The organism is Neobacillus kokaensis (assembly GCF_014656545.1).
Taxonomy (GTDB): Bacteria; Bacillota; Bacilli; order Bacillales; family Cytobacillaceae; genus Neobacillus; species Neobacillus kokaensis.
Map to the genome: position 1 here is coordinate 131,192 of NZ_BNDS01000002.1, position 18,543 is coordinate 149,734.

An 18,543-nucleotide genomic window follows, 5' to 3' on the forward strand; every position below is an offset into this window, starting at 1 on the left:
ATAAGGGCTTTAAGATTAATCGTTAATATTTTCTATAATAGCTGCAATCCCTTGACCTACCCCGATACACATGGTAGCAAGTCCATATTGAACATTTTGTTTTTTCATTTCATGGACAAGCGTCGTTAAAATTCTCGCCCCGCTTGCACCAAGCGGATGTCCAAATGCAATCGCCCCGCCGTTTACGTTTACTTTTTCTTGGTCAAGGCCAAGCTGTTTGATACATTCAATAGACTGAGATGCAAACGCCTCATTTAATTCAATTAACCCAATACTCTCAACTGATAAATTCGCCCTGCTAAGTGCTTTTCTAGTCGCATAAATTGGACCAAGACCCATAACAGATGGTTCTAGACCGGCTACTGCACCAACAACGTACCTGGCAAGCGGCTTTAACCCAAGCTCTTTTGCTTTTTCAGCGCTCATTAATAACAGAGCTGATGCCCCGTCATTAACTCCAGAGGCATTTCCAGCAGTAACTGTTCCGCCTTCAAAAATCGGTCTTAATTTTCCCAGTTTCTCTAAAGAGGTATCTGGGCGCGGATGTTCATCCATTGTAACGACAACCTCATTACCCTTTCGATCCTTAAATGTGACAGGAACAATTTCATTTGCAAAACGCTCGTTTTCCATGGCTTTTTTTGCACGCTGCTGGCTTTCCAAAGCAAATGCATCTTGCTCTTCACGTGTAATCGAATAACGCTGGGCAACGTTCTCTGCCGTTTTCGGCATCGTTTCTGCCCCGTACATGGCTTCTAATTTCTTGTTGGTAAAACGCCAGCCAATCGTTGTATCCTGAAGTTCCATGGAACCTCTTGGAAAATCAGCTTCTGGTTTGGCCATGACCAGCGGCGCTCTCGTCATGCTCTCCGTACCGCCGGCAATATAAATATCCCCTTCGCCTACAGCAATAGACCTTGCCGCATAAATGACAGCATCAAGACCTGAACCGCAAAGCCTGTTAATCGTTGTTCCGCCTACAGTAATTGGCAGCCCCGCAAGCAAGGCAGACATTCGCGCTACATTCCGATTATCCTCTCCTGCTTGATTGGCGTTACCAAAAATAACATCTTCGATTTGCTCTGGAGGAAGATTAGGGTTTCTGTCTAGCAGGGCTTTTATGACAATAGCACCTAGGTCATCTGGCCGAACACTTTTTAAAGCACCTTTATATTTACCAATTGGTGTTCTAACTGCATCAATGATTACTACTTCTTTCATTTTTTCACCAACTCTTCTTTCTTGCTATAATCATATACACCTTTGCCTACTTTACGGCCTAATCTCCCTGCCTTTACATATTGCTCCAGTAAAGGAGCCGGGCGATATTTTTCCCCTAATTTTTCATGTAAGTAGCGTAAATTGTTCAATCTCGCATCAAGACCAACAAGGTCGACTAATTCAAATGGTCCCATAGGAAAATTCAGACCAAGCTTGATAGCTTTATCAATGTCTTCAGGTGTACCAAGTCCTTCCTGCAGCATATAGAAGGCTTCATTGCCCACAAGGCAGCTGATACGGCTTGTTACAAAACCAGGGAATTCATTGATGACCACTGTTTCTTTCCCCATTTGCTCTGCCACTTTTTTAATCGTTTCCGCTGTTTCATCACTTGTTTCTAGACCACGTACGATTTCAACAAGCGGCATCTTGTGTACTGGATTAAAGAAGTGCATAGCAATGGTCCTATCAGCCCGCTTGCCATAAGAAGCAATTTCTGTAGGACTCATTGTCGAAGTATTCGTTGCAAAAAGACAGTGTTCAGGTGCATACTGCTCCATTGTTTCAAATACCTGCTTCTTAATTTCAGCCTTTTCCGGCACCGCTTCAATAATTAAATCTGCTTCTGAGCAAGCCTTAGGCAGATCGCTTAAATAAGATAAATTTGTTTTTGCCTGCTGTTCTAGTTCAGGAGAAATTTTCCCTCTCTCAAGTCCTTTGGCAAAAATTAAATTAAGTTCATTTTTAGCACTCTCAAGCGCCTTTTCGTTTACATCTACCAATGAAACAGTAAATCCGCCAATTGCACTGACATAAGCAATTCCACGTCCCATTACACCGGAACCGACAACGATGATATTTTTCATTGCAGACCTCTCCTTTTCCTGTATAAAGAAGTACGAATGAGAAAGTGCAGTCTCATTCGTACAAGTGGTTACTTAAACTCCTAGTGGATTTAATGGACGACTTCCATAATAAGAAATAATACTCTTTGTTTCTGTATAAAGATCTAGTGTTTCGATGCAAAGCTCACGGCCAAAACCAGATTGCTTATATCCGCCAAATGGGGTACCAGGGAATGCAGAGAATGGGCAGTTCACCATGACGATTCCCGCTTGAATTTGATTAGCAACGCGGGTTGCACGGGCACCGTCTTTCGACCAAACCGCTGAACCTAAACCAAACTCCGTATCATTTGCAAGACGGATCGCTTCTTTTTCATCCTTAAATTTCATAATAACAACAACTGGACCAAAGATTTCTTCTTTAACAACCGTCATGTCGTGGTTAACATCTGCAATAACAGTTGGCTCATACCAGAACCCCTCTTCGTAGCCATCTACTTTGGCAGGCTTGCCTCCAGCTAAGATGGTTGCACCTTCATCAATCGCTGATTTCACAAAGCCATCAATAACATCCAATTGTCCTTGGTCAATAATCGCCCCAACATGTGTACCTTTATCAAATGGGTTGCCAAGTACGAGTTTTTTCGTTTTCTCTACAAATTTAGTAACAAACTCGTCGTAAATATCTTCATGTACATACAAACGAGAACGAGCTTCACAGGATTGACCTGTGTTATAGAAAATACCAAATAGTGAGCCATCAACAGCTGCATCAATATCTGCGTCTTCAAATACTAGATTCGGAGACTTACCGCCCAGCTCAAGTGTTACACGCTTTAATGTATTAGATGCTTTTTTCATGATATCTTTCCCGATTGGTGTTGAACCTGTGAAGGCAACTTTATCAACCTGCGGATGTTCAACAAGATAATTTCCAACTTCTGAACCCGATCCTGGAACGATATTAACTACCCCGGCCGGCACGCCTGCTTCTAAACAAATCTCACCTAGAATAATAGCTGTCAGCGGTGTTAAGCTAGCAGGTTTTACGATAACAGAACATCCTACAGCAATTGCCGGTGCAATTTTCCAAGCAGCCATCATAAGCGGGTAGTTCCATGGAATGATTTGGGCGCAAACACCGACAGGCTCCTTTTCCGTGTAATTATGGAATTGTCCAGGCATGTTGTTCACAACACCGCGATGTCCGACAATCGCACCTGCGTAAAATTCAAAATCTTCAATCGCCTGACTTACCTGTCCTTGAGCCGCAGCCAAAGATTTTCCGGTATCTAAAATTTCTAATTCTACGATTTCGTTAAAACGGGAGCGCATAATGGCAGCGATTTTATTTAACACTTGTGAACGGCGGCCAACAGGATATTTACGCCATTTTCCATGATCAAATGATTCGCGAGCTGCAAGTACTGCTTTTTCAGCATCCTCTTGACTTGCTTTTGCTACTTCTGCTAATAATTCTCCAGTTGCAGGGTTATATGTTTTAATGGTTTGACCAGTTGAACCTTCTACTTTTTCACCATTAATGATTAAATGATAAAAGTCTCTTTTTAAAGTAACTGCTTCATTAGTTTGTACTGTAGACATTTCGTTGACCTCCTGTTATTTTCCGACAAATACCGGTTTTCTTTTTTCGATAAATGCTTGCACACCTTCACGATGATCTTTTGTTAATCCGGCTATTCTTTGTCCTTGAGCTTCTTCTTCCAAATAATCTTGGAAGGAAGTGTTACCGGCTGCTTTTATTGTCCGTTTTATTAAACCCACTGCTTTTGTTGGCATTGACGCAATTCGCTCTGTAAATTGCTGAACCTCCGCCTCAAAGTGATCGGCCGGAAACACTTTCGTTGCTAATCCTAATGATAATGCCTGTTCAGCTTTTATTTTTTCACCTAAAACTGAAATTTCAAGTGCCCGTGCTTCTCCTACTAATCTAGTAAGAAAATAACTATTCCCTGAATCCGGAATTAAACCGATATGGACGAACGCATTAAGAAAGCTGGCACGGTCTGACATCAGGCGAAAATCACAAGCAAGTGCGAGGCTGAACCCGGCACCGGCCGCTACTCCATTTACAGCAGCAATAATGGGCTTTTCACACTGGTAGATTTGCTTTATCATTGGTCCATAATGTTTTCTTAACACTTCGCCATGATCCATATGTTCATCTACTTCTGACAAGTCTTGACCAGAGCAAAACCCCCGCCCGGCACCAGTGATGACGATTGCCCGAACCTCATCAGAAGCAGAAGCTGTTTTAATCGCATGGGTAATTTCTTGATTCATTTTGGAAACAAATGCATTTAACGTATTGGGCCTGTTTAATGTAATCCAGGCAGCACCATTGTTTATCAAATAAGTGATCGTTTCATACATATGGTTATCTCCCTTTAAAGTCCGGCTTACGTTTTTCAATAAATGCAGTCATTCCTTCTTTTTGGTCCTCTGAGGCAAACAATAAATAGAAGTTCTTCCGTTCATATTGCATGCCTTCGTAAAGGGAATAATCAACTGCTTTATTGACAGAATCTTTTATTAAGCGGATGGCTAGCGGTGCTTGAACTGCTATTTGTTTAGCCATTTTCATCGTTTCTTCCATTAATAATTCCGGTGATACAATTCGGTTTATTAGGCCATGCTGAATAGCTGTTTCAGCATGGATACGGCTGCCGCTCCATAGCCATTCAAGCGCTTTTGTTCTTCCGACAATTTTTGTTAATCGCTGTGTACCTCCTGCTCCAGGCATTACACCAAGATTAACTTCAGGAAACGAAAACTCTGTACCGCTGGCAGCAATTAACAAATCACAGTTTAATGCTAATTCAAACCCCCCGCCAAAAACATAGCCTTTTACAGCACCAATAATTGGCTTTTTGATGAATGACAATCGATCCCAATCGGCAAATTGATTTAACAGTTCCAGCCGTACAGGGTCATCTCCTGCCATTTCATCTATATCAGCCCCTGCTGAGAATGCACGGCCTTTTCCAGTCAAAACAATGACACGCACCTCTTCATTCCGATCAAACGATTCCACTGCATCAACAATTTCCCTCACCATTGTTCGATTCAATGCATTATATTGAGCTGGTCTGTTTAACTCGATTAGCGCAATTCCATCACTTAGAGAGGCTTCAATAAATTCATATGATTTCATTCATCGTCTTCCCCGATAACTAAAGTAACAAGCTTACCTGCAAATTTCATTAAATCTTTTCCAGAAGCCTTTCCTTCCTCGGAGCGCATACCGTTTTGTAAATCTTCCATGCTGTCATAGCGCATTTCACACATTAAATAATAAGGAGGCTCTCCGCCCATTGGCGTGCCTGTAAATTTCGTTACTTTTATTTCTCGTAAACCAGGAATCTTTTCAGTAATAGGTACGTGAACGTTATTATAATGTTCATCAAATGCTGCTTTGTCTTCAGGTTGTTTATATAAAGCGATTAATTTTGCCATATTCATTCTCCTCACTTTTTATTAGTTGACTGTTGATTTTCGCTCCAAGCAACGATGATTTACATTAATGTTGAAATGGGTTTCATTGCTTCAAACGGATTTTTACAATTTTTACAGTATAAAATGCTTCTGCATGCAGTAGGTCCAAAAATGTTTTCCATTGTCACATATGTTGAGCCGCAAAACGGACAATCCACATGCCATGATCCATCACTATCCATCAGACGAGGCGGAGGAGCAATACCAAATTCCTTTAAACCTTTTCTGCCCTGTTCAGATATACGATCTGATGTCCATGGCGGGTGATTGATAAATTGAACATTGACCTGTTGTACTTCATCAATCGATTTGACTGCCTTTTTTATATTTTCTTTTATAAGTTCAAGTGCCGGACAGCCTAAGAAGGTCGGAAGAATCTTAATATTCACCACACTGTCTTGGACGTTAACTTCCTCTACCATACCAAGGTCGATAATACTCACTGTGTTAATTTCAGGGTCATGGACTTCCTCTAACACCCCTAATACTTTCTTTTCCAGTGAATTTATAGCCATTTGCATGATTACACCCCTTTCTGATGAATTATGAAAATGCGGATTACCAAGAAGCAGCTGTATCTATACGATAAACCTCTGAAAGTGTTGAAATAGCAGATTCTAAATCCTCTGTATGCTCAAAGTTACGTCCATTTGCTGCAGGCGATGCTGGAATCTCAGGAATGGATAGATTTAAAGATTCAAACACTGGTTTCAATTGTTCTTTCCATCTTTGAACAAGAACCTTTTCCTCTTCAATTAAACCTATTTCAACCATTTTTTCTCCTTCTGTTCCCAAAGAGAAAACATCTCCGAAATCTTTCATAACCTGTTCAATGGCAGCCTGCATTCTTTGCTTTGCATCTTCTGTTGAATTTAATAGCTGAGCAAACCAAGTTTTCCAATGTAATAAATGATAATATAATTCAATATTTACTTTAACAGCTACATTTGCTAATGGCTCATAAGAGCTATTTTTTAATGATTCAATTTTAATTTTCTTTGCAGCTGTATAAAAATAATTTCGAACGACTGCAAAGGCCCAATCATATTTTGGAACATCCATGTAATAGCCTTCACCATTTTGTCTTTCTACTAAAATACTATTTCTTCTTTCCTTAGCGGGACGTAAATGGGCTAATGCATCGGCATTATCTAAACCTAATTCCTCTAGCAATTGGTAAAACATTGCCGCATGTCCCATACTGTCCTGACTAATGGAAGATGAGGCTACATCTTCTTCAATATGCGGCGCTAAGCCTAACCATTCGGATCCTCTGAAGGAGTATAGGAAGTCATCGTCTGCTAGCTGAAATAACAAACTTACTACTGCGGCCTTATTTTCAGGATTTGTTGTTATATTTAGTTCAGTCATGTTTGTTACCTCCTGACCATGATAGGATTTCTTTTTCATCAAACATTTTTTGTTGGTAATAGCGCCATTTCTTTTTCAAGTAGCCATACCCTTTTGTTTCCCGGTAATCCTTATTATCTAATCGGCCTAGGGCTGCCTTTTCTTCTAGTGATAAACCGTGGATGTTTTCACGTTCTACTACCCAAATATCAGCCACTGGTTCCCGTCGCATAAAATTTTCTTGAGCCATCACCATTGCCATTTCAGCATTTGGTGCCAGCAAGCTGAATTGATGCAAAAATGGTGAAGAAGGTGTCCGTTTACTGAAGACTTCAAATTCACGATAAAAAGTTTTCTTTTGCTCCATATTTACCTTCTCCTTTAAATTAATTTGATGCCGCACTTAAGGCATCGCGCACCCATGCGTTATTTTCGTATGATACTCTTCTTAAATTCAGACGGGCCTGTGAACGCGGTCCGTTGTTTGTAATAATTTGTTTGAACTTAGTCCAATCTGGCTGTTGGTAAATCCATACTTTTTGCTCTTCATCAAATCGCAATGTTGGATCTGGAATCGTTAAACCTAATGATAAAATTCGTGGAATATACTTTGTAAAGAAGCTCTGTCTGAGCTCTTCATTTGTACTAGTCCGGATTTTGTATTTAATGGTTACATCCTGTTTACTTGAACCAGTTGTTGTACTGCTTGCAGGACCGAAAAACATAAGAAGCGCTTCCCACCAGCCATTCAAGGACTCTTGCAGCATTTGTTTTTGCTCCTCTGTTCCTTCTGCCAGTGCCATTATAATGGACTCACCGTGATGTGCATGGAATACCTCTTCGGCACAAATGCGGTGAAGTGCTCTTGAATAAGGTCCGTATGAAGCATTCAGCATATTTGTTTGTGTGATAATCGCTGCACCATCAACAAGCCATCCAATAACTCCTGCATCCGCCCATGTCTTCGCAGGCATATGGAAGACATTATGAAACTTTAATTTTCCGCTGAATAAATCCATCATCAGATCGCCGCGATCTTTTCTATAAGGTTTTAACAAATCTTCCGCTACACGTAGAAGCAGCTGGCCATGACCCATTTCGTCCTGAACTTTCGCCATGATCCCTAATTTACGTCTTAGTGAAGGAGCTTTCGGCACCCATTCTTTTTCTGGGAGTGCGCCCATAATTTCACTGATACCATGCATGGAAATTAATTTGATTAACGCCATCCGGTACTCCTCTGGCATCCAATCATCTGCTTCAATCTTGTCACCTGCTTCGATTCTAGCGATAAACTGTTCCAATTTCTCATGTTCGTTTAGCTCACGTTCTAGAACGCTCATAATTCATACCACCTTTTCACTATATAACGCATTATTAACGTTATTGTATTTTAATGTTATATAAAAAGCAAGAATATCCCCTTTTTTCAACCCTGAGTGTACTTTTTTCTTGCACTTTTATAGGACTTTACACTTTCGGTTTTCATGAAAGTGTAAAGTACCATAGATGGAAGCATATCTCTATTAATATTCATATTGTATATTTAGAAATTACTAATTAAGCGATTTCATTTTAGACAGCTGGTACAGTATTTCTTTTATCAACCACTCGTTTTGCTTTTCCGTCAGAACGAGGAAGGCTGCCTGGTTTATTAATGATTGTATCCATCGATACTAAACAGCTGTTTTTCATTTGATGCTGGATGTTACGCTTCAACTTTTGTAATTCAGGATGTGCTAAGTCTTGACCGATCTTTGCATAAAGGTAATTTTCAATCTCTACATGAAGTTCAACACTATCTAGGCTGCCTTTTTTAATTAAGTGAATTTGATAATTTGGGACAAGTCCTTCAATTTGCAAAAGTACGCGCTCAATTTCCGAAGGGAAAACGTTTACACCGCGAATAATAAGCATATCATCGGTACGCCCTTTAAGACGGGACATCCGTGTGTGGGTTCTGCCGCACTTACATCTTTCACGGGTAATCGATGCAATATCACCAGTCCGGTATCGAATAACCGGCATCGCCTCTTTGGTTAAACTTGTAAATACGAGTTCCCCATCCTGACCATCTTCTACAGGTTCTAATGTTTCTGGATTAAGCACCTCTACGATAAAGTGGTCTTCAGCAATATGCAGGCCGTCTTGTGCCTCATAACACTCTATAGCAACACCTGGTCCCATTACTTCACTTAAACCGTATATATCAATGGCTTTAATATCCAGCTTACGTTCTAATGTTGCCCGCATTTCCTCTGTCCATGGTTCAGCACCAAAAATTCCATATTCAAGACTTGTTTCCCGTGGGTTCATTCCTATTTGTTCCATATGTTCAACAATATTTAAAATATATGACGGCGTTCCACAAATACCTCTTGGCTTAAAATCATCAATAATTGTGATTTGTCTATCAGTATTTCCGCCAGAGATAGGAACTGTTGCTACACCTAGCTCTTCCGCTCCATAATGAAGACCGAGTCCGCCGGTAAATAATCCATATCCATAGGCATTGTGGAAAATATCACCTTTTCTTCCTCCTGCCGAGACTATAGCTCGAGCTACGATAGAAGCCCAATTTTTTATATCATTTTTTGTATAGCCAACCACTGTTGGTTTTCCGCTCGTTCCTGATGAGCCATGAATCCTGTTTACCTCATCCATCGGAACAGCAAATAATCCAAATGGATATTGATCACGCAGGTCCTTTTTCTTTGTAAATGGAAGTTTTCTAAGATCATCTAAAGATTGGATATCATCAGGTGTTATTCCGATTTCATCAAATTTTGATTTATAAAACGGGACATTTTCATATACCCTTTTTACCGTCTGTTGAAGGTGTGACAACTGTAATTTTTCCAAATCAGTACGGTTTATAGTTTCAATTTCATGATTGTACATTTTTTCGAATACCTCCTTGACTGTAATAACACTAAATAAACGATTGTTGAAATTCAGTAATATACTTATAGATTAATACCACATTAACACCGTGTCAATAATGTTAACTGAATTTTTTTATTATTGGAATCGCTTCACATCCGAAAAACCCTATTAATGTAAGGGTTTTCAGCAAAAAATACCAAAAAAATTATTCCGTCTATTTTGAAGTTTGATACTAATTAAATAAAATGATATATTACAATTATGGTTTTACCGTTTACAAAACGTTGTACAATTACATACCAGCGGGGGGATATTAGTATGGCTATTAAAACAGATGATTTAACGTTACATGAAAAACATTTTGACCAAATTGTAAATATTATGAAAAGCGAACCCTATGCTAATTTTCTTGGCATAAAGCTTACTGAACTTGGACCGGGAACTGCTTCTGCGGAATTAATACCAGATGAAAATATGTTAAATACCCATAACACGATTCATGGAGGTATTATTTTTTCTTTAGCTGATTATGTCTTTGCCGCAGCCAGTAACTCATATGGTAGAACTGCTATGGGTGTGACAACGAATGTTAATTTTATGTCGGCAGGGAAAAGGGGACAAACCCTACGGGCTTCGGCTGAGGAAATAAAGAAAAATCATAAACTTGGTTGGTATAAGATTTACGTATATAGCGGTGAGGAACTGTGTGCTACTATGGAGGCAATGGTATATCGTAAAAGTCATTCCTTTGTTGGTAATGAAGATTAAAACTAACATATTGGAATATTTAATTTAAAATAAAAAGCATCGACCTGCAAACTTTGGTCGATGCCTAACTTAAATATTTATCCTTCTGCACTAATTTCAGCGGAAATAATACAGCCAATCGCTCCGGTAATAACAAAGGCTATTACTACTAAAAACATAGTTCTCCACCCCTTAGATAGATCCGTCTTTAACTTTAATTTATCATATTTTCACAGTATCTATCTAGTGGAAATTTGAACATTATGTTAACAAATTAAGGCAGCTTTTAGCTTTTGAAAAACTTTTGCGATATCATCAAAATTAATCCTTTTTCGTTCCTATAAAAATCAAGGACAGAAATAAAATATGCAATGGCATTTTAACTATAACCTCCTACTATATTTTCTAGCTAGGTGGTATCTTTCATACCCCACAAGCTATCTCCACGGCCTTTCATCTTAAACCTCATCATCAAAACCACCTTTCATTTATTTTTATAAAAAGCTGACATTACATTAAGCGGTACATAGACATTTGACGATCCTTATGCTCTTCGTAAAGCTTCTCGACCATCTCTTGTTGAGCTGCTTCTTTTGTGCTAACCTTACGTTTTGTAATGATTATGGTTAGAAACAAAATATTTAAAGTCATGATTTTTCACTTCCTTTTAATCAAAGCCATTACATAAATTGATGAATGGACATTTGACGGTCTCTGTGCTCTTCATACAGCTTATCAACCATTTCATGTTTTGCTGCATCTTGAAGATTCGTTTTTCGTTTTTTAATCGTAATAGAGAAAAATAAAATATTCAGTGTCATTTAGGTCACCCCCTTTAAATTCTATCACTCTTCTGCAGTTTCTAACGTATGCACTCCATATCCATTTGGCGATTAAAAAGGGCACAAAAAGGCCGCAAGAAGGCACTCCTTGCGGCACAGTTATGGTTTTTAAGCACAAAAATACCGCAAGGCGTCATTCTCCCTGCGGCATGGATATGTAATATAACATAAAGTTAAGCAATCCATTCCCCTTTGGTCGAATGTGAAATATTCAAATATAAAGTTTTTACATTAACGCTAGATCCAAATAAAAACATCATCTTCTTCGACCTCCTTTGGAATTTTTTACTTACTACGGTAAGTATATCCACATATCGTTCATTTGTAAACCATTTTATAGAAATTTCTTTATTTAAAATAAAAATGGGTGTCAGGCACCATGTGAATTTTTCACATGGTGCCTGACACCCGATACCTGATTATTTAAGGGCAGCAATCATTTTCATCACAAGTGTGGCAGAATTAGTGGCTGCTTTATCGATGAATTGGTCAAATGATATTTCTGATTGTTTGCCGGCGATGTCGGAAAGTGAGCGTATAATGACAAATGGGACGCCAAAGCAATGAGCAACCTGAGCAATGGCTGCTGCTTCCATTTCAACTGCCTGTAATTTTTCAAATTTAGATTGAACAAAGGCAACTCGTTCCGGATCTTCCATAAAAGAGTCCCCAGAGGCAATTAAACCTCTTACCACTTGAAATTTATCCAGTTCCCTTGCCACAGTCTCGGCAATGTTCATTAATTTTTCATCCGCAGTAAAGGCAGCCGGAAGCTGAGGAACTTGACCATATTCATAGTTAAATGCCGTTACATCTACATCATGATGACGGACTTCAGTCGAAATAACAGCATCTCCTACATTTAAGTCCAGGTTGGTGCCGCCGGCAGACCCCGTATTAATGATACAATCCGGCTTATATTTCTCAAGCAAAATTGTTGTCGACATAGCGGCATTAACTTTGCCAATACCTGAACGCAATAATATAACATCTACATCATGCATTTTTCCAAATGTAAATTCACAGCCTGCAATAGTTTCCTGCGATTGCTCCTCAATATGGTCTCTTAATAAAGTTACTTCTTCTTCCATTGCTCCAATGATTGCAATTTTCATTGATTAACCTCCGATGTTATTGGATCTCTGCTAATTCTTCTACTTTTGTCGGCATCCAGCCCTGACCGTCTACCCATTTAATATAGACTTTATATTTCTGCTGTTTATCCTTTGACGAGACTGTACCAATGGAAGCATTGGTGGTACTGCGGTCACTCCCTAAAAACCAAACAGTCATATTACTTTGATCAAGACCTGTTGCATAAGTGATTGCATTTAACATTTCCTGCCAATCGACAGAACTCGAATCATAAACGGGAACATGCTCACCTGTCTGTGAGGTACCCACTGGTTTCCAGGTTGGATTCTCAATTGTCCGTAAAACGTTAGAGGAACTCCCGCCATCGGAAACAACCTTCTGAGAGTCATCTGCATCTGCCTTTTCAGATGAGTCTTCTTCAGTCTGTTTTTCTTCATCTAATTTAGTGTCTTCAGCAGTAACTTCTTGCGATGCTTCCTCCTCTGTTGTTGCCCCAGAATTATCTTTTTGCTCATTATTGACCGCTTGTTTTTGTTCTGTATTCGGTGTTTCCTTCGTAGTTGATGCCGTATCATCATTACCTGAAACAAAAATATTATAAGCAACAAAGATAATTAATGCGAGCACTATGATGATTAAAGTATTTAAGACCAGATTTGTTTTTCGTCGTTTTGCCCGGTTGCCTGACCGTGAAGTATGGTTCAGATCATTATTCATTTAAATTCCCTCCTAAAAACAAGGCTGTGAATATTCTAACATGAAAAGCCGAGAACTTGAAGGAAAATCCCACGATCGTCCGCAAATTGGAAAAAACCGTAAGTTTTTTCTAAAACATTACGGTTTTCTTAGTCGTTAGATATACTTGTTAAACCAATTTACTATATAATCTAATCGATTGATGCGTAATTCCGGTTTCCCGCTTCGTGATAGCTCGTGGTTTTCTTCAGGGAAACGGACAAATTTCGTTTCCTTTCCAAGTCTTTTTAACGCTATAAACAATTGTTCTGCTTGTTCTATCGGGCAGCGATAATCCTTTTCACTATGCAAGATTAGCAGCGGGGTTTTCACATGATGAACATACGCAAGAGGTGAATGCTTCCAAAGTGTTTCAACATCCGCCAAGTCAGCTTTTATTTGCCACTCCGTAAAGTAATAACCAATATCACTAACCCCGTAAAAACTAATCCAGTTTGAAATCGAACGCTGAGTAACAGCTGCTTTAAAGCGGCTTGTATGGCCCACAATCCAATTGGTCATGAATCCCCCGTAACTGCCGCCGGTGACCCCTAACCGGTTTTCATCAATAAAATCATAGTTTGCTAATACATAATCCATACCAAGCATTAAATCTTGATAATCATTGCCTCCATAATCTCCCCTGACAGCATTGACAAACTCCTGACTATACCCATGGCTGCCCCTTGGGTTTATATAGAGAACAGCATAGCCCTGTTCTGCTAAGATTTGAAATTCATTCATGTATGTATTTCCGTACATCATATGTGGGCCGCCGTGAATTTCGAGAATTAACGGATATTTTTCTCCTTCCTTAAAGCCAAGAGGCTTCATAAGCCAGCCTTGGACCTTCCAGCCATCCGCACCTTTAAATTCAATCACCTCAGGCTGAGATAAGGCAATATCTGATAAAAATTCCTTATTTATATCCGTCAGTTTTTCAATAATTCTACTATCACTTAATGAAACTAAATATAAGTCACTGATTTCAGTTGGTTTGCTGATTGCTGCAATTGCTACTTGTTTTTTTGGGTCGATAGACAGTCCATACACATGGTGTCCGTCGCTAAGAACTGCTTTAACTGTGCCAGATAGATCACTATAATAAATATTCGTGCTACCTCGTTCAGTGGCGATAAAATAAAACCCATCACTGTTTTTAGTCCAAATAATATTTGGTGATGTAACTCCCTGAAGAAAATCACCAACCATTAAATTCCCCACAGGAACATCCCAATTTGCCGTTATACAAGAAAGCTGTTTTGTGTGCATATGGAAAAGCCAAATTTTCGTTTGAGTGGCATTTTCAAATTGTTGTTCATGGCCAAACATCGCCAAATAGCTGCCATCCGGCGACCATTCTGCATTACTAAAATAGCCTGTACCTTTTGTAACCGCCGTTAATTCCTTTGATTCCACATCTAAATAAAATATATCCTCAAGAAAAGAAAAGTCCACTTCTTTACTAATATCCGCCCCTACTGCCAAATATCTTCCATCCGGGGACCAGCTAAACAAACTAAAATTATGCGCACCCTCTGTAAGCTGGTTCAGCTCACCACTCAACACATCTATTATCGCGATTTGCCGGTACTGCCCTTGCCAAAACCCATCAGAATCGGACTTATATTTCATTTGCGTTACTTCTAGCGGTTTTACTTGCGCTTCTTTTTTCTCCTCTTGCTTATCGAAGATGGTTTTCTCTTCTTTTAAAGAAGTGTTAAAGGCAATTTTTCTTCCGTCTGGTGACCAAACGGGGTTTACCGCACCGCTGTCAAGGAAAGTTAGCTGCATTGCTTCGCCTCCGCTTAGGCTTAGCAAATAAATTTGACTTTTCCCGCTGCGGTTAGATACAAAAGCTAGTGTTTTTCCATCTGGAGACCAGCGAGGGGAATGATTCTTTCCTTTCCCAAATGTCCATTGGAATGGTTTCTTATTACTGTTTAGACTATTAAAAAAAAGATGTGATTCATATTCATCCGTCTCCCGGTTTATTGTTGTCTCTGCGAAGACATAGGCATTTCCATCTGGAGATAGCTGTGGATTTGCTACTGATTTTAATTGATATAAATCTTCCGTTTTGATTCCTCTTCTGGCTGTCATAAAGGGTCTCCTCACATTTTAAATTTCGTTCCCCCTTTATTTCGACATTAGAAATATTTTTCCTGCCAAAAAAAAGCAGCATGGTACTTTTTTTAAAAAGCACCTGCTGCATGGTTAATTGTTTTCTTCATAAAGCATTTTTACCATATCCGCAAATAATAGATTAACGCCGCCTTCATTGTCTGGAACGTCCAAATTCACTGTAACTAACGCATATTTAGGCTGCTTATAGGGGAAATAACCGGCAAACCACTTATTATGCAGTTGTTTACCATTTAAAAATTTTCCGGTTTCAGCAGTACCGGACTTTCCGGCAACCTCATAAGGCAGTTCCTTGAACCATCTGCCTGTCCCGTTTGGGTTCAGTACAACCTCACGTAATAACTTTTGCAGTTTCATTGCTGTATACGGAGAAATGATATCGCCTTTAAGATTCTTTTTAGAAAAATCAGCCATGGTTGTACCATTTTTATATTCGATCTTGGATACAACACTGACCATTTCCTTTTGACCGCCTCTGGCAATTGTCGCCATCATATTTGCCACCGCCAAAGGGGTAGCCCGTACTTCATGCTGGCCAATTCCTGACATAGCTGCAAAGTTCGCATCATGACGTGCCTCATCCGAAATAAACACTCTGCCTTTATCCTCATCCGGCAATTGTTTAAAATCACTCGTATGATAAATATCTCCCTGCCAGCCGACGGAATCGATAAGTGATAACTTGGATGCAGTTTGTTCTAAAGCATTTAGATTCATTTTTTGCAGTTCTTTGGCCAATTCACCGAAGGTTCTGTTGCAGCTTCTGGCAAAGCTTTCGGTAATATTCAGCATTCCATAATCGTATTTTAGTTCAGGCTTTCCATTGATTTTCTTACTGCAATTATATAGCCGATTAGGATTATCCAAATTCTGTTCAATGGCAGCGGCAGCAACAACTGTTTTAAAAACAGAACCTACGATCTGCTGCTTTACCATTTGGTTACTGATTCCAATTCCATCATATGGGGCCTTTTTATTAATTGCTGGTCTTGAAACAAGTGCCAGCACACTATTATCCTGTAAATCAAGGAGAACTAGTCCTCCCTTTCGGATTTGATACTGATCAACTAAATTTTCCGCCCTTTGCTGAAGTGTTTTATCAATCGTCGTTCGGATATTGACCGGATAAAAAGGATTTGCAGGGTCAACATACTTTACATTAATACCAAATAACGGAGCACCGCCGCCATCGACATGATATACAAGCTTCGATTTCCCCTCTGGGAGCAGAAATTCATCAAAGCTTTCTTCAAGCCCCGATACACCAATTAACGTTTTTTCTGAAAGCTCTTTGTCAGGATAACGCTTTTTTAATTCTTCGGCATTCTCACCCGTTAAGCCCAGCAGCTGCTCGGCTGGTACCTCTGTCCGTTCAAATTTTTTCTCAACGGCAAATACCCCAGGGATTTTTAATCCGTTTATTCTATCCATTTGAAAACTGCTTAATTCAACAGGATCCGGTTCACCGTAAGCAAAGGGTTTTTTAGCAGTTTCGATGGAAGTCAGCAATGAATCTTTAGGGATTCGAGTAATCTCAGCAACACTTTCAACATCCCAATCCATTTTTTTTAAAAACGGAAATAACACAAGGACTGTTGCCTTTTTATGTGTAAGCGGGTCGCCGCTTCGATCTAAGAAATTTCCTCTGCCATTATCAATCACCAATTCCTGTGTCCTTTGCTTTACGCTTTCTTCGAGCAGATTCACATTGTGTTTTGAAAATGCCTCTGTTTTAAATAATTGAATTTGCATCAGCCTTGCCAATAGTAGCATAAAACAAACTATACCTATAAATAGTAAGCCAAGCGTTCGTCTCTTCCACATAAAAAACACCTCGTCAAAAGTTTTGACGAGGTTTCAGATTTTCAAACTTTAAACCATTATTTAATTGAAATAATACGGACGTTCATTTCTCCGCCCGGGGTTTGGACAGATACTTGATCGCCCACCTTTTTGCCAATAAGACTTTTGGCAATAGGAGAATCGTTTGAAATCTTACCTTCAAATGGGTCTGCTTCAGCGGAGCCGACAATCGAATAAGTCTCTTCCTCACCATTAGGAAGTTCAATAAATGTTACAGAGCTGCCTAATGAAACAGAGTCTCCAGCAAGTTCACCTTCCGCAATAATCTTGGCATTGCGGATCATGTTCTCGATTGTAGTAATTCTACCTTCTACAAATGCCTGTTCTTCTTTCGCAGAATCATACTCAGAGTTCTCAGATAAATCGCCAAAGCTTCTGGCAATTTTAATTCTTTCCACTACCTCTTTACGTTTAACCGTTTTTAAAAATTCGAGCTCCTGCTCAAGTTTTTCTTTTCCCGCCTGTGTCATTGGAAATACTTTTTCTGTAGCCAAAACCCTCACTCCTTCTAGTCTTCACAATCCCCCGACAGATTGTGTATGTGGTTATTTATGTAAAATTCACATGCCGCTTGGCATAATACATAGTGCGCGTCCTTGTAACAGGGCGCGCAGCTATTGTTCATCCATTCAGGATTCTTTTTTGCTATTCTTTTGCTATTGTTTCATAAAATTGACTTTTGTTCAAGAATTGTTTGAATTTTTGTCACCATTAAATCAATAGCAACATGGTTTTGACCACCCTCAGGGATAATAATATCAGCATAACGCTTCGTCGGTTCAATAAATTGATTATGCATCGGTCTTACAACATTTGTATACTGATCAATAACAGAATCGAAGCTCCGGCCGCGTTCCTTAATATCACGGGTCATACGGCGGATAATTCTAATATCGGCATCCGTATCGACAAATACCTTAATATCCATTAAATTTCTAAGGCGCTCATCCTCAAGTACTAAAATTCCTTCTAGGATAATGACTTCCTTTGGCACAACATGGATAACTTGATCCGAACGAGTATGAAGAGTATAGTCATATACCGGTTTGTCAATCGGTTCATAGCGCAAAAGCTTCTCAAGATGTTCAATCAATAAAGTATTATCAAACGCCAATGGGTGATCATAATTCGTTTTTAAACGCTCCTCAAATGGCAAGTGACTTTGATCCTTATAATAGTAATCCTGCTCGATGACTAAAATGGAATGACCTTTAAAGCTTTCATAAATAGCTTTTGTCACACTTGTTTTTCCAGAACCGGAGCCGCCGGTTACACCAATAACAACCGGTTTTCGCATA

The 18,543-nt window shown here is 39.4% G+C and carries 20 protein-coding genes; 1 reads left to right on the forward strand and 19 read right to left on the reverse strand.

Going from position 1 to position 18,543, the window contains the following annotated elements; all coding sequences use genetic code 11:
• Positions 1 to 15 precede the first annotated feature (15 nt).
• From IE222_RS03145 to paaK, 11 genes are all read right to left on the reverse strand, one after another.
• Positions 16 to 1,221: an acetyl-CoA C-acyltransferase gene (locus tag IE222_RS03145; protein WP_191269598.1), complete on the reverse strand. Its 1,206-nt coding sequence runs from the start codon at positions 1,219 to 1,221 to the stop codon at positions 16 to 18.
• Positions 1,218 to 2,087: a 3-hydroxyacyl-CoA dehydrogenase gene (locus IE222_RS03150; protein WP_191269600.1), complete on the reverse strand. Its 870-nt coding sequence runs from the start codon at positions 2,085 to 2,087 to the stop codon at positions 1,218 to 1,220. Before IE222_RS03150 ends, IE222_RS03145 begins: the two co-directional genes overlap by 4 nt.
• A 72-nt stretch (positions 2,088 to 2,159) precedes the next feature.
• A complete protein-coding gene (locus tag IE222_RS03155; protein WP_191269602.1) occupies positions 2,160 to 3,671 on the reverse strand; it encodes an aldehyde dehydrogenase family protein in 1,512 nt (503 codons plus the stop codon).
• A gap of 15 nt (positions 3,672 to 3,686) precedes the next feature.
• Positions 3,687 to 4,460: an enoyl-CoA hydratase-related protein gene (locus IE222_RS03160; protein ID WP_191269604.1), complete on the reverse strand. Its 774-nt coding sequence runs from the start codon at positions 4,458 to 4,460 to the stop codon at positions 3,687 to 3,689.
• Positions 4,461 to 4,464: 4 nt separating this feature from the next.
• Complete coding sequence (locus IE222_RS03165) at positions 4,465 to 5,241, reverse strand: enoyl-CoA hydratase/isomerase family protein (RefSeq protein WP_191269606.1); 777 nt, start codon at positions 5,239 to 5,241, stop codon at positions 4,465 to 4,467.
• The gene (locus tag IE222_RS03170; RefSeq protein WP_191269608.1) at positions 5,238 to 5,543 is read right to left on the reverse strand and encodes an EthD family reductase; all 306 of its coding nucleotides are present in this window, start codon (positions 5,541 to 5,543) and stop codon (positions 5,238 to 5,240) included. Before IE222_RS03170 ends, IE222_RS03165 begins: the two co-directional genes overlap by 4 nt.
• Positions 5,544 to 5,602: 59 nt before the next feature.
• Positions 5,603 to 6,103 (reverse strand): 1,2-phenylacetyl-CoA epoxidase subunit PaaD, encoded by a 501-nt coding sequence (paaD, locus tag IE222_RS03175; RefSeq protein WP_191269611.1) that lies wholly within the window; start codon positions 6,101 to 6,103, stop codon positions 5,603 to 5,605.
• Positions 6,104 to 6,140: 37 nt separating this feature from the next.
• Positions 6,141 to 6,953 carry a 1,2-phenylacetyl-CoA epoxidase subunit PaaC gene (gene paaC / locus IE222_RS03180; RefSeq protein ID WP_191269613.1) on the reverse strand — a complete coding sequence of 271 codons (813 nt, stop codon included), beginning with the start codon at positions 6,951 to 6,953 and terminating at the stop codon, positions 6,141 to 6,143.
• Positions 6,946 to 7,299 carry a 1,2-phenylacetyl-CoA epoxidase subunit PaaB gene (gene paaB, locus IE222_RS03185; protein ID WP_191269615.1) on the reverse strand — a complete coding sequence of 118 codons (354 nt, stop codon included), beginning with the start codon at positions 7,297 to 7,299 and terminating at the stop codon, positions 6,946 to 6,948. The genes paaC and paaB overlap by 8 nt, the downstream gene beginning before the upstream one ends.
• Positions 7,300 to 7,318: 19 nt before the next feature.
• Positions 7,319 to 8,275 carry a 1,2-phenylacetyl-CoA epoxidase subunit PaaA gene (paaA, locus tag IE222_RS03190; protein WP_191269617.1) on the reverse strand — a complete coding sequence of 319 codons (957 nt, stop codon included), beginning with the start codon at positions 8,273 to 8,275 and terminating at the stop codon, positions 7,319 to 7,321.
• A gap of 232 nt (positions 8,276 to 8,507) precedes the next feature.
• Complete coding sequence (gene paaK / locus IE222_RS03195; RefSeq protein ID WP_191269619.1) at positions 8,508 to 9,833, reverse strand: phenylacetate--CoA ligase PaaK; 1,326 nt, start codon at positions 9,831 to 9,833, stop codon at positions 8,508 to 8,510.
• 303 nt (positions 9,834 to 10,136) lie between these two features.
• Here paaK and IE222_RS03200 point away from each other — a divergent pair, with 303 nt between their 5' ends.
• Entirely contained in the window at positions 10,137 to 10,586 is a 450-nt protein-coding gene (locus IE222_RS03200) for a PaaI family thioesterase (RefSeq protein ID WP_191269621.1), read from the forward strand.
• A 489-nt stretch (positions 10,587 to 11,075) separates the two neighbouring features.
• Here IE222_RS03200 and IE222_RS03205 read toward each other — a convergent pair whose 3' ends face one another.
• The 8 genes from IE222_RS03205 to udk form a co-directional block, all read right to left on the reverse strand.
• Positions 11,076 to 11,216 (reverse strand): YrzI family small protein, encoded by a 141-nt coding sequence (locus IE222_RS03205; protein WP_191269623.1) that lies wholly within the window; start codon positions 11,214 to 11,216, stop codon positions 11,076 to 11,078.
• Between the two features lie 29 nt (positions 11,217 to 11,245).
• Positions 11,246 to 11,386 (reverse strand): YrzI family small protein, encoded by a 141-nt coding sequence (locus tag IE222_RS03210; RefSeq protein WP_191269625.1) that lies wholly within the window; start codon positions 11,384 to 11,386, stop codon positions 11,246 to 11,248.
• Positions 11,387 to 11,826: 440 nt separating this feature from the next.
• Positions 11,827 to 12,522: a 5'-methylthioadenosine/S-adenosylhomocysteine nucleosidase gene (gene mtnN / locus IE222_RS03215; RefSeq protein WP_191269627.1), complete on the reverse strand. Its 696-nt coding sequence runs from the start codon at positions 12,520 to 12,522 to the stop codon at positions 11,827 to 11,829.
• A 16-nt stretch (positions 12,523 to 12,538) separates the two neighbouring features.
• Entirely contained in the window at positions 12,539 to 13,219 is a 681-nt protein-coding gene (locus IE222_RS03220) for a YrrS family protein (RefSeq protein WP_191269629.1), read from the reverse strand.
• A 135-nt stretch (positions 13,220 to 13,354) separates the two neighbouring features.
• Positions 13,355 to 15,340 carry a S9 family peptidase gene (locus IE222_RS03225; protein WP_191269631.1) on the reverse strand — a complete coding sequence of 662 codons (1,986 nt, stop codon included), beginning with the start codon at positions 15,338 to 15,340 and terminating at the stop codon, positions 13,355 to 13,357.
• 114 nt (positions 15,341 to 15,454) lie between these two features.
• The gene (locus IE222_RS03230; RefSeq protein WP_191269633.1) at positions 15,455 to 17,206 is read right to left on the reverse strand and encodes a peptidoglycan D,D-transpeptidase FtsI family protein; all 1,752 of its coding nucleotides are present in this window, start codon (positions 17,204 to 17,206) and stop codon (positions 15,455 to 15,457) included.
• Positions 17,207 to 17,262: 56 nt separating this feature from the next.
• The gene (gene greA, locus IE222_RS03235; protein ID WP_191269635.1) at positions 17,263 to 17,739 is read right to left on the reverse strand and encodes a transcription elongation factor GreA; all 477 of its coding nucleotides are present in this window, start codon (positions 17,737 to 17,739) and stop codon (positions 17,263 to 17,265) included.
• 170 nt (positions 17,740 to 17,909) lie between these two features.
• Positions 17,910 to 18,542, reverse strand: coding sequence for a uridine kinase (udk, locus tag IE222_RS03240; protein ID WP_191269637.1), 633 nt, complete (start codon positions 18,540 to 18,542; stop codon positions 17,910 to 17,912).
• Position 18,543 lies beyond the last annotated feature (1 nt).

Bases quoted from the DNA above. Each gene is read 5' to 3' on its own strand.
- IE222_RS03145 (WP_191269598.1), bottom strand. From the start codon at position 1,221: ATGAAAGAAGTAGTAATCATTGATGCAGTTAGAACACCAATTGGTAAA.
- IE222_RS03150 (WP_191269600.1), bottom strand. From the start codon at position 2,087: ATGAAAAATATCATCGTTGTCGGTTCCGGTGTAATGGGACGTGGAATT.
- IE222_RS03155 (WP_191269602.1), bottom strand. From the start codon at position 3,671: ATGTCTACAGTACAAACTAATGAAGCAGTTACTTTAAAAAGAGACTTT.
- IE222_RS03160 (WP_191269604.1), bottom strand. From the start codon at position 4,460: ATGTATGAAACGATCACTTATTTGATAAACAATGGTGCTGCCTGGATT.
- IE222_RS03165 (WP_191269606.1), bottom strand. From the start codon at position 5,241: ATGAAATCATATGAATTTATTGAAGCCTCTCTAAGTGATGGAATTGCG.
- IE222_RS03170 (WP_191269608.1), bottom strand. From the start codon at position 5,543: ATGGCAAAATTAATCGCTTTATATAAACAACCTGAAGACAAAGCAGCA.
- paaD (WP_191269611.1), bottom strand. From the start codon at position 6,103: ATGCAAATGGCTATAAATTCACTGGAAAAGAAAGTATTAGGGGTGTTA.
- paaC (WP_191269613.1), bottom strand. From the start codon at position 6,953: ATGACTGAACTAAATATAACAACAAATCCTGAAAATAAGGCCGCAGTA.
- paaB (WP_191269615.1), bottom strand. From the start codon at position 7,299: ATGGAGCAAAAGAAAACTTTTTATCGTGAATTTGAAGTCTTCAGTAAA.
- paaA (WP_191269617.1), bottom strand. From the start codon at position 8,275: ATGAGCGTTCTAGAACGTGAGCTAAACGAACATGAGAAATTGGAACAG.
- paaK (WP_191269619.1), bottom strand. From the start codon at position 9,833: ATGTACAATCATGAAATTGAAACTATAAACCGTACTGATTTGGAAAAA.
- IE222_RS03200 (WP_191269621.1), top strand. From the start codon at position 10,137: ATGGCTATTAAAACAGATGATTTAACGTTACATGAAAAACATTTTGAC.
- IE222_RS03205 (WP_191269623.1), bottom strand. From the start codon at position 11,216: ATGACTTTAAATATTTTGTTTCTAACCATAATCATTACAAAACGTAAG.
- IE222_RS03210 (WP_191269625.1), bottom strand. From the start codon at position 11,386: ATGACACTGAATATTTTATTTTTCTCTATTACGATTAAAAAACGAAAA.
- mtnN (WP_191269627.1), bottom strand. From the start codon at position 12,522: ATGAAAATTGCAATCATTGGAGCAATGGAAGAAGAAGTAACTTTATTA.
- IE222_RS03220 (WP_191269629.1), bottom strand. From the start codon at position 13,219: ATGAATAATGATCTGAACCATACTTCACGGTCAGGCAACCGGGCAAAA.
- IE222_RS03225 (WP_191269631.1), bottom strand. From the start codon at position 15,340: ATGACAGCCAGAAGAGGAATCAAAACGGAAGATTTATATCAATTAAAA.
- IE222_RS03230 (WP_191269633.1), bottom strand. From the start codon at position 17,206: ATGTGGAAGAGACGAACGCTTGGCTTACTATTTATAGGTATAGTTTGT.
- udk (WP_191269637.1), bottom strand. From the start codon at position 18,542: ATGCGAAAACCGGTTGTTATTGGTGTAACCGGCGGCTCCGGTTCTGGA.